At 35.4% G+C, this 15,155-nt stretch carries 14 protein-coding genes and 1 pseudogene; all 15 read right to left on the minus strand.

Features of this window, described 5'->3' with window-relative positions; genetic code table 11:
• Positions 1-24 precede the first annotated feature (24 nt).
• The 15 genes and pseudogenes from DJ93_RS01130 to DJ93_RS01200 all read right to left on the minus strand — a co-directional run bounded on the left by DJ93_RS01130 (position 25) and on the right by DJ93_RS01200 (position 15,039).
• Positions 25-2,169, minus strand: a complete 2,145-nt coding sequence (locus tag DJ93_RS01130; protein WP_042978810.1) for a peptidoglycan D,D-transpeptidase FtsI family protein — start codon at positions 2,167-2,169, stop codon at positions 25-27.
• 367 nt (positions 2,170-2,536) lie between these two features.
• Positions 2,537-3,256, minus strand: coding sequence for an NAD-dependent protein deacylase (locus tag DJ93_RS01135; RefSeq protein ID WP_042978811.1), 720 nt, complete (start codon positions 3,254-3,256; stop codon positions 2,537-2,539).
• A gap of 69 nt (positions 3,257-3,325) precedes the next feature.
• Complete coding sequence (gene pcp / locus DJ93_RS01140) at positions 3,326-3,973, minus strand: pyroglutamyl-peptidase I (protein ID WP_042978812.1); 648 nt, start codon at positions 3,971-3,973, stop codon at positions 3,326-3,328.
• A 16-nt stretch (positions 3,974-3,989) separates the two neighbouring features.
• Positions 3,990-4,952 carry a DUF979 domain-containing protein gene (locus DJ93_RS01145; RefSeq protein ID WP_042978813.1) on the minus strand — a complete coding sequence of 321 codons (963 nt, stop codon included), beginning with the start codon at positions 4,950-4,952 and terminating at the stop codon, positions 3,990-3,992.
• A gap of 1 nt (position 4,953) precedes the next feature.
• On the minus strand, positions 4,954-5,649 hold the full coding sequence (locus DJ93_RS01150) for a DUF969 domain-containing protein (protein ID WP_042978814.1): 696 nt from the start codon (positions 5,647-5,649) through the stop codon (positions 4,954-4,956).
• A gap of 21 nt (positions 5,650-5,670) precedes the next feature.
• Positions 5,671-6,432: a 5-oxoprolinase subunit PxpA gene (pxpA, locus tag DJ93_RS01155; protein WP_042978815.1), complete on the minus strand. Its 762-nt coding sequence runs from the start codon at positions 6,430-6,432 to the stop codon at positions 5,671-5,673.
• Positions 6,433-6,449: 17 nt separating this feature from the next.
• Complete coding sequence (locus DJ93_RS01160) at positions 6,450-7,439, minus strand: 5-oxoprolinase subunit C family protein (RefSeq protein ID WP_042978816.1); 990 nt, start codon at positions 7,437-7,439, stop codon at positions 6,450-6,452.
• Positions 7,436-8,143 (minus strand): 5-oxoprolinase subunit PxpB, encoded by a 708-nt coding sequence (gene pxpB, locus DJ93_RS01165; RefSeq protein WP_042978817.1) that lies wholly within the window; start codon positions 8,141-8,143, stop codon positions 7,436-7,438. Before pxpB ends, DJ93_RS01160 begins: the two co-directional genes overlap by 4 nt.
• A 14-nt stretch (positions 8,144-8,157) precedes the next feature.
• On the minus strand, positions 8,158-8,910 hold the full coding sequence (locus tag DJ93_RS01170) for an IclR family transcriptional regulator (RefSeq protein ID WP_042978818.1): 753 nt from the start codon (positions 8,908-8,910) through the stop codon (positions 8,158-8,160).
• Positions 8,911-9,067: 157 nt separating this feature from the next.
• Positions 9,068-9,622, minus strand: coding sequence for a signal peptidase I (gene lepB, locus DJ93_RS01175; protein WP_042978819.1), 555 nt, complete (start codon positions 9,620-9,622; stop codon positions 9,068-9,070).
• Positions 9,623-9,649: 27 nt separating this feature from the next.
• The gene (locus DJ93_RS01180) at positions 9,650-10,327 is read right to left on the minus strand and encodes a copper homeostasis protein CutC (RefSeq protein ID WP_042978820.1); all 678 of its coding nucleotides are present in this window, start codon (positions 10,325-10,327) and stop codon (positions 9,650-9,652) included.
• A gap of 168 nt (positions 10,328-10,495) precedes the next feature.
• Positions 10,496-11,644, minus strand: coding sequence for an acyl-CoA dehydrogenase family protein (locus DJ93_RS01185; protein ID WP_042978821.1), 1,149 nt, complete (start codon positions 11,642-11,644; stop codon positions 10,496-10,498).
• Positions 11,645-11,822: 178 nt separating this feature from the next.
• Complete coding sequence (locus DJ93_RS01190) at positions 11,823-12,452, minus strand: YdcF family protein (RefSeq protein ID WP_042978822.1); 630 nt, start codon at positions 12,450-12,452, stop codon at positions 11,823-11,825.
• A 329-nt stretch (positions 12,453-12,781) separates the two neighbouring features.
• Positions 12,782-13,369 carry a GNAT family N-acetyltransferase gene (locus DJ93_RS01195; protein ID WP_042978823.1) on the minus strand — a complete coding sequence of 196 codons (588 nt, stop codon included), beginning with the start codon at positions 13,367-13,369 and terminating at the stop codon, positions 12,782-12,784.
• Positions 13,370-13,783: 414 nt separating this feature from the next.
• A pseudogene (locus DJ93_RS01200) lies at positions 13,784-15,039 on the minus strand (YjiH family protein).
• Positions 15,040-15,155: the final 116 nt, after the last annotated feature.

Below are 15,155 nucleotides of genomic sequence, written 5' to 3' on the forward strand. Positions count from 1 at the left end.
ACAGATACAATTGGGGTGTTATCTTTATTGTGCCTTATTTGGTTGTTCTACAGGAACTGGATTTGCATTGAATCTCTTTGATTTCAACTCAAAATACGCATCCAAAATCTCTTTACCAATTGCAGAGTTAATTCCTGATTTATCATTATTTACCCATGGTACAACGACAGAAAAAGCTACCTCTGGATCAGCATCATATGGTGCATAACCAGCTAGAGTTAAATTATAGCATTTTTTTCTATTATTTTTTTCATCTCTTCCAATATCACTCTCGCCTCCATAAACTGTCTCTGCGGTTCCAGTCTTGCCAGCTGGTTTATACGGAAGATTTTTGAATGTTCCAGTCCCTGTTCCATCTGCTTCTTGAAACACTCTTCTAAACCCTTCTTTCACTTGATTAATATAACTAATATCCATATCAACACGGTTTAAAATAACCGGTTCCATCGACTGGATTACTTTCCCAATATCTTCTGGCTTATTTGGTTGTTCCCTAATTTCCTGTACAATTTGTGGCTTCATTCGATAGCCACCATTTGCGATTGTAGAAATATATTGGGCAAGCTGCAGTGGCGTATATGTATCATATTGACCAATAGCGTAATCAAGTAAAAAACCAGGTATATTATCGGTTTTACCTCTTTGCCCAGCGGATTCATTTGGTAAATCAATACCAGTTGACACTCCTAAACCAAATTGAATGAAATGATAACGCATTTTATTAAATACCTCTTGTTTAATATCTAATGGGTTATTTGGTACATAATCAATTCCCGCAATCTTTAAAGCAGTATTAAACATATAAACATTAGATGAAACTTGTAAAGCCCTTAAATCATCAATATCTCCAAAGTCTTTCCATGATTTCTTCGGTTTAGGACTTCCTTTAAAAAACATTGGTGCATCAAAAAAATGTGTATACGGTTTAATTGCACCTGTTTGATATCCAGTTAATAAAGTAGCCCCTTTAACCGTTGAGCCTAACTCATAAGAGCTGGTCATTGTACCAAGCGCATAATCTTCTATTTGAAGCTCCTCATCTTTATTTACTAACTTCTTACCTGCAATTGATAAAATCTGACCGTTTTTCGGATTCATCATAACGACAAAAGCGCGATCCATCATCGGTTCTGAAGGATGAAACGCCTTTAAATTTTTTTCCAGGCTTTCTTCTACCTTCTTCTGCAAATCCATATCAACTGTTAACGTTAAATTATTTCCACTTTTTCCCTTTTTAACCTTTTCAGTTCGGACAATATTTCCTTCTTTATCCGTAATATTTTTAGATTGTTCCTTCGTTCCATGTAATGTATCTTCATATTGTTTTTCAATATAACTTTTACCAACCCGGTCATTCCGATTGTAATCACGAACTAAGTAATAATTTAATTGTTCTTTCGGCAGCCCTTCATTTGCACTAGATACACTACCGAGTACAGAACGCAGTATTTTATCATTCGGATATTCACGTTCCCAATCAACAGTCGTATCTACCCCTGGAAAAACCACTAATCTTTCACTAATTACTGCATATTCATTCGGAGTCACATCTTTTTTTATAATTTGTGGCGTCATTTTATATCCAGCAGTCATTTTACTTTTAATTGCTAGTACTTCTATATCTTCCTTTGTAAGTGTATTCAGCTCTTCTTGTGTAATTCTTTCCCGTCTTAATTTTTCTACTTTTTTATCTAATTCTTTTCCCTCTACTTTCTGTTCCCTAAGTTTACTCTCCTCATCCTTTGTTACTTTTTCTGCTGCACGCTTTGCATTTAATTGCATCCAAAAATCCTTTTTGTCCGTATCTGTTAACTTATCCATGTCTTCTTGAGGCATTTCAATCAGCTTTGCTAATTCCCTCGCTATTTTTAACATCTCTTTACCATCTACACCATTCATCTTTGTGTATGTAACTGTCCTTAATGGCTTATTTTCAACAATCGCCTTTCCTTCTCGATCAAATATTTTCCCTCTAGGAACAGGAGTACTCACTGTTACATCTTCCTTCTTGTTCACTTCATTTCTATACGTTTCTCCATCAATGATCTGCACTTTTCCTAACTGAATAATAATGGTTGAAAACAGAAGAAATACAATAAAAAATAGCACATTTAACCGAAAGGGAATATGAGTTTTTTTCTTTTTTTTCTTCTCCTTTTTCTGTTTCATTTCGCTCTCCTCACTTCATTCTATTGAATTGATTCAACAAATAAAAAAATTCACCGTATGTAAAAAAACAAATAAATTCGTATCAATTCTATTTTTATGATATATATAGAATTGTATATTAATCGAAAAAGAATGAAAAGATATAATTTTCAGTTTTTTTAAATATATATCCTATTCATTACTATTCCCCTAGCAAAACAATTAAAACATGTTGATTTTCAAGAAGATCGTCCTTTATTTTGAAAACTAAAACGTATGCTTAAAATGTATGAAACAAATATCATTTCTTTTTATGAAGTAATTTTTCACAATCATTACTATGAAAAAAACTGAGGTGAATGATATTCACCTCAGTTTTTAACTACCATTACGCCAGACTATTAACAAACTCACCAATCTTCCGCTGAAAAACGTAATCAAAATTATATTCTTGTCTCGTTAACTCTTCGTTTACTAAAATCGTCGTTGCCCCAACTTCCCTTTTTGCGATTTCCGGGAACGATGCGACCGGCTGTACTTTTAATGAAGTTCCCATAACAAGCAATACATCCGTTTCATATAAACGCTTCATCGCATTTTGATATTGCGGCAAAGTATCTCCATATAAAACCACATCTGGATTCAAAATAAAATTACATTTTTCACATCGTGGCACTTCATGATCTATCATATATTGTAAGTCATAACCCGCTTTGCATTTTGGACAATGTGCTGTTTGAAGTGTTCCATGTAAATCAATCACATGCTTACTACCACCTAATTGATGTAACCCATCAATGTTTTGTGTTAATACTGCGATATCTTTCCCTTTTTCTTCTAACTCAGCTAAAAAGCGATGTCCATTGTTCGGCTTGTATTGATGAAACGTATTTATTTGGAATATTTCCTTATAATGTTTCCAAAATTCTTTAGGATTCCTATTATAGTACCCTCTTGATAAATACATTTCTACGTTCGCATCAGCATATAAGCCATTAGCTGAACGAAAATCTGGAATGCCACTTTCCGTGCTCGCACCAGCGCCCGTTAATACTGTAATTTTATTTGCTTGTTCTAGAATTGAACGCACTTCCTCATATTGCTGCACTACCATCACCTCTATGTATATTTCTTCCTTTATTATAACAGTTGTCCATAAAAGGTGTTGTATATTTACTTAATGTGTTGCCCCACCGCACTCGGCAATATCCACTTGCACCTCCGTTGTAACGTGAACTAACAATTCTATCGCGCTCGTAATAGTAGAAAGGGACATACTTGGCTGGCCAGGATAATTACTAGCTTGCTCTGGTAGAAACGGAATATGCACAAAACCACCTCGTATTCTCTTTTCCTGCTTCTCTAATTCATGCATAAGTCCATAGAATAAATGATTACAAACGAAAGTACCTGCAGTTTGTGAAACAGAAGCTGGTATCCCCTCTTCACGAAGTTTCTTTACGATCGCTTTCATAGGAAGGGTAGACCAATAAGCAGCTGGCCCTTCAACTACAATAGGTATGTCAACCGGCTGATTTCCTTCATTATCAGCAATTCTTGCATCATCAACATTAATTGCTACGCGCTCAACTGTAATATCCGCGCGTCCTCCAGCTTGTCCAATACAGATAATGATTTCAGGTTCAACTTTTTCTATATATGTTTGTACTACTTCTATTGATTTATGAAATACCGTTGGAACTTGTTTACTCACAATCTTGAACTCTCCAACTGTTTTCTCATTCAAATTCTTTGCAACTTCCCAAGCTGGATTAATGCTCTCTCCTCCAAAAGGCTCAAATCCTGTTATTAATACTTTTTTCACCTTTCCTCACTCCTAACTAAAAACGATATACGAGGCCATACATAATAAACATGTTAATCAAGAAAATTGTAATAGCAATCGGTGCCTGCGCCTTAATTACGGCATTTTTATCTTTCAATTCTAAAAGCATTGCTGGCACAATATTAAAGTTTGCAGCCATCGGTGTAATCAATGTTCCACAATAGCCGGCAAACATGCCAAGAGCTGCCATAATCGCTGGATTTCCGCCGTGCATTTGTACAATAAGAGGTAAACCAATTCCACCTGTAATAACCGCAAAAGCAGCAAATGCATTCCCCATTACTACTGTAAATAGCATCATACCTAAGCAATACGCCATTACAGCAACGAATGGGTACTCTGTCGGTAACACTTGCCCTACTAAATCAGAAACAACTTGTCCTACTCCCGATTTTGCAAAAATACCGCCAAGTGCTGCTAACATTTGTGGTAAAATAACTGCCCATCCTACAGCTTGCAATAATCTGCTACCTTCTTGTACAGGAGTTGTTATTTTCGCCTTCGTTATACGTAATGCCGCTACGAAAGCTAGCAATGCACCTAACGCTAAAGCAATTAGCGTCACTTTATCAGAATCTACAAGAGATACATTTCCCCACTTTATTTTCCCTAACGTTAACGTACCGATAATTGTGAAAATAGGTATTAAAATAGCTGGCATAAAGATTTTATTTCTTAATTTCTCTGCATGTTTCACACGTTCTTCTGCAGGTGCTTCTTTCTCATTCGACTTTGTCACTTTATTTAATGATGCTAACATTACCATTATAATTACAATACACCCTACATAAAATGGAGGTATCATATTTCCAAATAAAAATGTAATTGCAAATAATGCCCAAAATAAACTTGAACCAAATCGATTCGGATGCTCACGATCAAAGGCAATACGGATTGCAACAAACGCTACAATTATACCTAATATATAATAAATCGTATCCATTGTAATAAGATTCATTCTACATCGCCTCCTTATCTTGTTGTTCTTCTTTTTTCATAACAGCTGCGATATGTTTATCAAACCTTCTAAATTTAATCCAACTTACTATAAAAGCAGATATTGCTGTTGGAATGCCCCAAAGCGCCATATCCCAAACACCAACATGCATGCCAACTGAATCAAAAAATCCCTTCATTAATAAAATCGCACCTGTCGCTATGAATATATCTTCGCCAAAAAACCAAGCAGTGTTTTCAGCTGCGGCAGCATTGGCTTTAATTTTCTCTTTCAACTTTTCAGGAAGTTTTCCATAGCGCCCATGTGCAGCACCTTCTGCCATTGGTGCTACGAGAGGTCTCACTGTTTGTGCATGTCCACCAATATTAAGTCCCAGTGCTGCTGACGCTTCACGTATTGTAAAATATGACATTAATACTCTTCCAGTTGTTGCCCCTTTTGATTTCGTTATAAGTGCCTCTGCTCTCTCCTTCAATCCATACCGCTCTAATATACCTATTACAGGTAAAGTTAATAATATTGGCATAGACATATATCTATTTTCTATGAAAAATTTACCGAACATGCTAATGACATCATAAAAACTTAGTCCTGAAACTAAACCCGTAACGACCCCTGCAACCATAACAACTAAAAGTGTATTTAGACGAAATAAAAAACCAATAGCTACAAGTAATATCCCAATTAATTTCACCATCTATATCCTTCCCCCTTTATCCTATTTTGGTGCACATATAGAAATACCATTAAGACTGAATGTTCTGTGTATTCTCTCCGCAAATTGTACTGCATTCTCCCCATCACCGTGTAAACAAATCGTTTGTGCATGAATTGTAACATCACTTCCATCAACTGCATGCACCCGATCTTCTTGTACCATTTGAAGTACTTGCTCAATTGCTTTCTCTTCACTTTTAATCAGCGCATTTTCTTCTGTACGACTTGTTAATGTTCCATCTGCCTGATACGTACGATCAGCAAATGCTTCTTGGACGAGAGTTAATTCATATTTTTGAGCTGCTTCTTGAAAGGCACGACTATTCGCTAATCCATACAGTAATAACTCCGGATTGATATGATAAATCGCCTTAGCAATCGCATCTGCAATTTCAGGATCAGTAGCTGCCATATTATAAAGGGCACCGTGTGGTTTTACATGATGCATATTCCCTCCAGCAGCTTTTACAAATCCAGCTAATGCCCCAATTTGATATAAAACATAATCGTATACTTCATTTGGTGAAACACGCATTATCCTTCTTCCAAACCCAATTAAATCAGGAAAACCAGGATGAGCACCTATCGCTACATTATGTCGCAATGCTTTTTCAACTGTTTGACGCATAACCGTTGGATCACCCGCATGAAAACCACATGCAATATTTGCAGATGAAACGAACGGAAGAATTTCATCATCGTTCCCGATTTGATAAGCTCCAAAACCTTCTCCCAAATCACAATTTAGATCGATTGTAATCACTATACATTCCTCCTATTCTAGCTTCGCAAAGCGATAAATCGCTTTAATAGATTCATGTTTTCTTCCTGCTCTATGTACAACTTCCCAGCTTCTTCTATCGAAATTTTTTCAAAAGCAACATAGTCCCCGGGCTTTAATTGGGCAAGAATCGGTAAATCTACTGAAATAACATTTCCAATTCTAGGATACCCACCTGTCGTTTGCCTATCGGCCATTAAAATAATAGGATGACCTCCACTTGGTACTTGAATCGTTCCACATGTAACTGAGCTTGATAAAATCTCCCTCTCTTCCATTCTCTTTAAAACTTCTCCTTCTAACCTATATCCCATTCGATCAGCATAACTAGACACTTTATACTCTTTTGTAAAAAACGATTGTAAGCTTGCTTCCGTAAATTGATCCGATTCGAAGTCAGTAATGACACGAAGTACTGGGTGACGATTATACTTCGGCAAAACATGATGACATATTGCCCACTTTGTTTTTACTCTGTTATCCTCTATTAAATGATTTATTACATGATTTGCAAATTTTGACGGTGTACCAATTCCAAAACGATCCCCTTTTCTGAGCATCCTTCCCTCAATCCCGCCAATAGCCGCACGTACATATGTACTTTTACTCCCCATGCTACTAGCAATATCAATCCCACCTGCAAATGTAACGTACGCCCTACATCCAAATTGTAACTTTCCAAAACAAAGCATACTGCCTTCCTCCGCTAAAACTGGTCGCCATAACGGAATCGGCTCTCCATTTAGCAACGGCTCTATGTTTGCTCCACCAATCGCTAATAGCGTCGTCTTCTTAATCAACATTTTCGGCCCCATTATTGTAATCTCTAATCCTGCCTCATCCTCTTCATTACCGACTAGCATATTAATTATTCTCAGGGCTACCCTATCCATAGCACCACTAACAGGCACACCATATTGTTGATACTGATATCGTCCTAAGTCTTGAATAGTTGTAAACATCCCTGCATGTAAAATCTCTACATTCATTTTTTATCCCCCTCTAAGGTTACATACTCTTTCTCCGTTATTGGGGTAAAACGTAAATACATTCCACTTTGGATATATGTAGGTGATTCTGCTTCTGGATGAAATAAAGAAATCGGAGTCCTCCCAATAATATTCCAGCCACCTGGTGTTTCAAGTGGATATATACCTGTTTGACTTCCGCCAATTCCTACTGAACCAGGTGCTATTTGTAAACGCGGTGTTTGTTTCCTTGGTGTTTCTAACTCTTTAGAGAGTCCTCCCAAATAAGGAAACCCTGGTGTAAATCCTAGCATATAAACAAAATAAGTCGTTTCGCTATGAATACGAATGACATCCTCTGCTTGTAATTTATGATAGGAAGCAACTTCTTCTAAATCCGGTCCATATTCTCCCCCGTAACAAACTGGTATCGTAATATGATTAAATTGCTTTTTTAGCTCATTCTTCTCGGAAGAATATAACTTACTTATGTATTCACATATATAATCATACGGTACTATATTTCTTTCATATCTCTTCCATAATGTATATAAATCATAATAAACAGTTAATGAAGTAAATGATGGCACGCATTCAATCATGCCTGAAAAAGGGTTTTGTTTTAACGACTGAAATAATTGTTGTACATTTTCGTATATATCCATTTGAATACTTTCACCAAACGTAACAACAACAGCTTGATCCCCTAGCGCAGAAAATTTCATTCTACTCCCCCTTTCTATTCCATAAAGCCGAGCTCTTTTGAAATTCGATATGCCGTTTCCTTTACCTTGGAAATAAAATACGGCATACTTTCTTCGTTATACTCAATTGCGAGTCCTGAAATACTAATACCAGCTAAAATGTTGCCATCGCTCCCGAAAATAGGTGCCGCTATTGCCGCTGTATGATTTTCTAATTCAGAATAACTAATTGTATATCCATCTTGTTTTGCCATTTGTATTATTTCTAACAGATGCTCTTTATTTACGATCGTCCCATCCGCAAACGATTTTAAATTCACCTCTTCTACATACTTCATTTTTTCTTCCTCTGAAAAATAAGAAAGCAAAATCCGAGGACATGCACCAGCATATAACGGAGCCCTTTTTCCAATCGCTGTATATATTCGCACCGGCTGTATACCTTCCATTTTTTCAATATAAATCGCATCATTTCCATCTTGAACAATTAAATTTACTGCTTGTCCTAAATTATTTCTAAGCTCCCTCATATACGGAATTGCAATTTTTCTTACTGATATCCTTTGTGAAACGAGTTGGCCAAATCGCAAAAATACAAAGCCAAGACGATACTTACCTTTTATTGTTTTTTGCAAAAATCCCATTTCTTCTAGTGAACCAATTAAACGATAAACGGATGTTTTCGGCATATTTGTAAGCTGAACCATTTCCGTTAAACTTAACTCTTCATACTCATAAAACAACTCCAAAATGTCCATTGTCTTCACTGCCGTTTTATTTATATTCATAAAAACACCCCTAAGTTCCGAAAAACGGAACTTAAATTCCATTTTCCGAAACAAACATATAATTTAAAATTATAAAATATTCTTTAAATTCTATCAATATTTTTAAGCAAATAAAAAAAAGTATGGAGGACTCTTCCTTCCATACTTTTTCATTATTTTATAATGCCCTTACCTGTTGCAATGGCCAAAAAACAGCTTGTCCTTTTCCGACAATTTCATCTTCTGAAATAAAACCGAACATACGGCTATCTTTTGAAACCGCGCGATTATCCCCTAAAACAAATACTTGTCCTTCTGGAACTTTTGTTTTTCCCGTCTTTTGTTCTAATGTAAAGTCAGGAGTTAACATACTGCCTGATGATGTCTTTTCTTTAAACTCTTTTAAATAAGGCTCCTCCATCGCTTTTCCATTTACGTATAAAACGTCATTTTTATACTCAACTGTATCACCTGGTAAACCAATTACTCGTTTTACTAAATCATACCCTTCTTTTCCGTGGAAGACGATAACGTCAAAGCGATCTAATCCGTTTAAACTATAACCAATTTTATTAACAAGAACACGTTCATTATTTTCTAAGGTTGGCATCATCGATTCACCTTGTACTAATGAAGGCGTAAATAAAACCCCTCGAACAATAAAGACAATCCCAAGTGTAATACCTATCGTTTTAATCCATGAAATCAATTCTTTTTTCGTATTTTTCTCCATTGTTTCCCCTCTTCTCTAACATGATAACTACCTTATTTTATCTACTAAATCTTGTACTAATGTTTGATCAATTTCAGCAAAACAAGATTTATCTTCTCTGACAGCAGTACCTACATGGGCTTGTGTAATTCCTGTCTCATTCAATAATTTCTCTATATTCGATTTCGTTACTCCACTTCCGACAACAAGCTGCATATTCCCTTTCGTTTCTCTTTGCATTTCTACTAACACAGGAACATTTTCTACTATGTTCCCTTGTCCACCAGACGTTAAAATATGAGTAACCTTATCAAATTTTCTTAACAATTCCACTGCTTCAACTGGATTCTCTACGTCATCTATAGCACGGTGGAATGTTACATTTATTCCAGCTACAACAGATAGTAAATCCGTTAATTTTTCTTCATCAATTTCATTTTTTTCATTTAACACACCTAAAACTACGCCTGCAGCTCCAAGTTTTTGAGCAATTTCAATTTCTTCTTTCATCATTTCAATTTCTTCTTCTGTATATACAAACGACTTAGCATGTGGTCGAATCATAACGTGAATTGGTATATTTACTGTTTTCACCGCTTTTTTTATAAATGCATAGCTTGGTGTTAATCCACCTTCTGTATAAGCTGAAATAAGCTCAATTCGATTTCCACCCGCTTCTTCAATTCGCTTCACATCTTCTAAACACGTTGCAATAACCTCTAGCATGATTAGACTACCTCTTTTCGTACTTTTTTCTCATTATACAGCAGTAGAAATAAGAAACCTAGCTTTCTCATATAAAACATAAAAAAGAGAATAGAAAAGAAAGATTTTAACAATAAATAATAAAAGGACCTTTTATTTCAGGTCCTTTTATTATTTATCATTCAATTTTTATGATTGAAACGCCGCATCCGCTAATAATGAAATGGTTACATCATCCATTGGCGGATTGTGTAAGCCAGCCCTCACATTTAAATAATAACGATGTAACGGATTCTTTTCTGATAAACTTTTCGCTCCTACAACTCGCATCGATTTGTCTACAATTGATATTGCCGCGTTCGTTACAACATATTTCGCAGCTGATAATTCAGCTTGTAATGACTGCTTATCCTCTGCCTCGTCGTATTTTTTCGCAATTTGATATAAAAATATACGAGCTTGCATTAGCTCAAGTTCTAGTTCCCCTACTAATCTTCTAACATTAGGTAATAAGCTAATAGGGTGTTTCAAACTATTCGGTTGATATGATTCCGCAAACTGAATTGTATAATTTCTCGACGATTGTGCAATTCCTAAATAACACGCTGGTATATGAAGCACCCAGCCAATCCCTTTCGGCTTAGCTTTTGAACCCTTTAAATCAGTAAAATATCGATCCGGAATTTCTACATTTTGTAATACAAGATCATGACTAGCAGTCCCCCGCATAGCTACACTATCCCATGTTTCCTCAATTGAAACACCTTGTATATCCCTCGGAATTACAAACTCTCCTATTTCCTCTCGATCTTCAATACTTGCTGAAATAATGAAATAATCGAGCATTGGCGCCATCGTTGTAAAAGTTTTTCTTCCATTTATTATCCACTTATCACCTTTTTTAACAGCCGATGTCTCTGGTTTCCCCCCACGAGACGGACTTCCTGTTTTCGGCTCTGTCGCCGCTCGGTTAAAAAGGGCTCCCTTATTTACTTCCTTACAAAACCAGGTGAACATTTCTTTGCTCCAAGACCGATTTTCAGCTAGCTCTTTTACAATACCAAGATGCCATCCGATTGATAGAGCCGTAGCCCCATCTCCTTCTGCAATTTTCTCCTGATATAAAACAAAATCATATAAAGAAATCTCATTACCACCAAAATCTTTTGGCAACGTTAATTTTGTATACCCTATATCTTTTAAATCATTGATATTTTCAAATGGAAAAGACCCTAGCTCACTTAATTGGTTTTCCCTTTCCATAAACTTCGGAATTAGCTTTTGTATTTGCTTAATTATTAAAGATTGTTCTTCTGTTTCCACAAATGAGAGTGCCATAATATGATCTCCTTTATATCCAGTTATCGAATCAAGTAAAATAAGCTTGTATAAACCATTCGTTTTCTCAATATAAATTATATGAAGTTTCCACTCTATTGTTTCACTATTCCGATAAAAATACAATATTTTTGATCAACAAGAAAAGTTCCTATATGACTCTAGGACTTTCCTTACATTAATCGCCTTTCAACGCTCGTAATGGTAAAGACGTAACGTAACCAATATAAGAACATAATTCTTTAAAGAAAAATGGAATTTCCGTATCTAATGTTTTATATGCTGATGTTGGAGTTGGCGATGCATATGCCTCCATATTAATATGTTTCGCGATTCGCATTGCTCGTTTCATATGGAGTGGGTCACTCACGATTGTATATGTACGTAGGCCATTTTCCATTCCAACTTGCTTTGCGTTCTTTAAATTATCTTCTGTAAAACGGGACTGTGTCTCAATTAAAATATCTTCATCTTTTACGTCATGCTTTAATGCATAGGCTTTTGCTGTGCGTGCTTCTTCAAGCTCAGCTTCAAATTTTGTACCACCTGTAAAAATAATCTTTTTAATCTTTCCATTCTTATACAAAGAAATCGCATGATTAATTCTCTCACGAAATACAGGAGAGGGTTTCCCGTTCCATGAAGCTGCCCCAAGTACGATCGCAGCATCCGTATCGACCTCATCTGTTTTAAAACGGTAACTCCAAATATCATAAGCTGCGTAGCTTACAAATAGAATAATAGAACTAATCATAAGCAAGAATACTTGCCAGATTCTTCTCTTTTTACTTTTCTTATTTTGTTTCATTTATAATAGCCTCCGCACATCATCCATACTTCTATAAAACATATATATATCAAATCATTTTATTTGAATTTATTTAAAAGAAGGAACTCTACTAATCATCTGTGTATTAAAGGGTTTTCATTTAAATTGAGGATTGTCAATTCATTTTTTGTTTGCGGTTCATATTTTATTTGTGTCATCACAAATCTTATTACCATGCAACTCCATTGTAACGAATTTTTTCGCAGAAGGGAATGATGAAACAAAAGTAAATAAAAGAAGTAATCATTTTGTAAGAAAAAAGGCATATTTTTCGTATTCTACGAAAATATACCTTTTCCTTATACTTTTTACAGCTTTTCTTTATATGACTCTAACTTTCCCAATAGCTGTTCTTTCACAACTGGCCATTCACTTGCAATAATACTGTACACAACGGCATCTCTAACATATCCGTTTGGCAATCTTCGTTCGTTTCGAAGCACTCCCTCTTTTGTTGCGCCTAGCCTTTCAATTGCCCTTTGAGCTTTTTCATTTCTTGCATCCGTTTTAATTTGCACCCTCAGCATATGCAACTTTTCAAAAGCATACTCAAGGAGCATATACTTACACTCTGTATTTATACTCGTACGTTGCACACCTGGATTGTACCACGTTTGTCCTAACTCAACTGTCTTATCTGCTATCGAAATATTATATAAGCGTGTACTTCCTACAATTTCATTCTTCTTTTGATCTACTACAACAAAAGGTAATTGAGCACCTACCCCATAACCCTTTATTGCTTTTTGAACATATTGCTGCATATCTTGAACAATGTCCATTTTAGAAATTAAATACGCCCAAATTTCTCTATTTCCTTCCACGATTGAAAATAATTTTTCTACATCATCGCTATCCATTAACCGTAACTTTGCTCTTTCATGAATCATTTCCATCAATAAGCCCCCCTTTATTGTAACTATATCATACAAATGAATATTTCAATTTATTGTCATATAGTAAATTAAAATATTTAGAAACACGCTTTTATATAAAGCGAGCTCCTTATTTCCTTCCACTTTACCATCACTTAATTTCATACAATTTTATTCATCAGTTCTTCCTTAGGACCAAACATACGAATTCCTTGTCGAATATAATCTCTCCATAAATTCTTTGTGAAAAAATCATCTAAAATTATTTTAGAACATAATTAAACCATTTACAAAAAACAATTACTTTATGGATTAGTTATTATTATACCATTTTCTGAATATTCCCTCTGAAAATGGTATACATTCAGAAAGTTATATTCAATAACGAACTGTCCTTATAATCCCTTTCAGTATATAGCGAAACTTTCACGATTTTTAAAGCAACATATACGCAATTGGTGTAATAATAAGTAACGTTAAAATCGTTCTCTCTACATATAAAATAATAAGTTCAGATACTTTTAACGGAATATCCGTAGATAAAATGCATGGGATAGACGCTGAGAAAAACAAAATAGACGATACAAAAACAACTGCAATCACAAACTTTGTAACAAGTGGTGCACTTACAACTAGTAAAGATGGCAAAAACATTTCAGCAATACCAACTGATGCCGCTTTAGCGGCTAGTTCCGCTTCTGGAAGCTGAAGCAACCACGTAAACGGATAAAAAATATAACTAACCCAATCAAATATTGGCGTATACTTCGCTAATACGATACCAATTAAGCCAACTGACATAATAGATGGCAAAATCCCCATCGTCATTATACATCCATCTTTTAAATTCATTGCGATATTTTTCATTACACTTGGTGCAGATTTTGATACGTCTAACGCATCTTCCCAAGCGCGTTCTAACATTTTCTCCTTATAAACTGGCTCTGGGAATCCTTCTTTCGTAATATATGTATCTGGTTTTGTTCGAAGTGGCGGGATTCTTACAGTGATAGCGGTTACAATACATGTTACGATAAGCGTAGTCCAAAAATATAAATTCCATAGGTGCATAATATTTAATGTTTTCGCGATGATAATCATAAATGTTGCCGATACCGTTGAAAAACCTATCGCAATAATTGCCGCTTCTTTTGTCGTATACTTTCCTTCTTTATAAACGCGGTTCGTTATTAATAAGGATAAAGAATAGCTCCCGACAAAGGACGCAACCGCATCGATTGCTGATCGGCCTGGCGTTTTCCATAACGGTCTCATAATTGGTCTACAAAAAGTACCGATAAATTCTAGTAATCCATATCCGACTAATAACGCTAAAAATGCCGAACCAATCGGAACGAGTAAACTTACCGATATAACTAACTTCTCATACAAAAACGGTCCAACATCTGGTGCAAAAAACCAATCTGGCCCAAGTTTAAAACAGTATAATATACCAAATACAAGGCCTACTACTTTTAAAATAGAAAAACAAGCATCTACAATGGATGCATTCCATTTCCTTGTGTAAAACGGATAAATTGCACCAATTGTCATAACGAATACAGCATAATATGGACAGCAGATGGAACCGTCGCTCTTATCCAAGATACAATATGGTCTATCATAATCGATGAAGTTCCGTTTATTGTAACAGGAACAAAAAACATAAAGATACCGACCATACTAAACATCCTAAACAACTTCTATTTTTTAACCGTTGAAGTTCTTCTATAACCATTCTCTCATCCTTATCCCTCTAATTTATTAACAAGTATTAATATTTTAATTATATTGCATATAGAAAATA

The sequence above is a fragment of the Bacillus clarus genome (assembly GCF_000746925.1).
Classification (GTDB): Bacteria; Bacillota; Bacilli; order Bacillales; family Bacillaceae_G; genus Bacillus_A; species Bacillus_A clarus.

Coding starts and splice junctions, on each gene's coding strand:
- DJ93_RS01150 (WP_042978814.1), bottom strand. CDS start 5,649: ATGGTGAAATTAATTGGGATATTACTTGTAGCTATTGGTTTTTTATTT.
- DJ93_RS01190 (WP_042978822.1), bottom strand. CDS start 12,452: ATGAAACAAAATAAGAAAAGTAAAAAGAGAAGAATCTGGCAAGTATTC.
- DJ93_RS01130 (WP_042978810.1), bottom strand. CDS start 2,169: ATGAAACAGAAAAAGGAGAAGAAAAAAAAGAAAAAAACTCATATTCCC.
- DJ93_RS01195 (WP_042978823.1), bottom strand. CDS start 13,369: ATGGAAATGATTCATGAAAGAGCAAAGTTACGGTTAATGGATAGCGAT.
- DJ93_RS01160 (WP_042978816.1), bottom strand. CDS start 7,439: ATGAATGTAGAGATTTTACATGCAGGGATGTTTACAACTATTCAAGAC.
- pxpB (WP_042978817.1), bottom strand. CDS start 8,143: ATGAAATTTTCTGCGCTAGGGGATCAAGCTGTTGTTGTTACGTTTGGT.
- DJ93_RS01185 (WP_042978821.1), bottom strand. CDS start 11,644: ATGGCACTCTCATTTGTGGAAACAGAAGAACAATCTTTAATAATTAAG.
- DJ93_RS01145 (WP_042978813.1), bottom strand. CDS start 4,952: ATGAATCTTATTACAATGGATACGATTTATTATATATTAGGTATAATT.
- DJ93_RS01180 (WP_042978820.1), bottom strand. CDS start 10,327: ATGCTAGAGGTTATTGCAACGTGTTTAGAAGATGTGAAGCGAATTGAA.
- DJ93_RS01170 (WP_042978818.1), bottom strand. CDS start 8,910: ATGAATATAAATAAAACGGCAGTGAAGACAATGGACATTTTGGAGTTG.
- lepB (WP_042978819.1), bottom strand. CDS start 9,622: ATGGAGAAAAATACGAAAAAAGAATTGATTTCATGGATTAAAACGATA.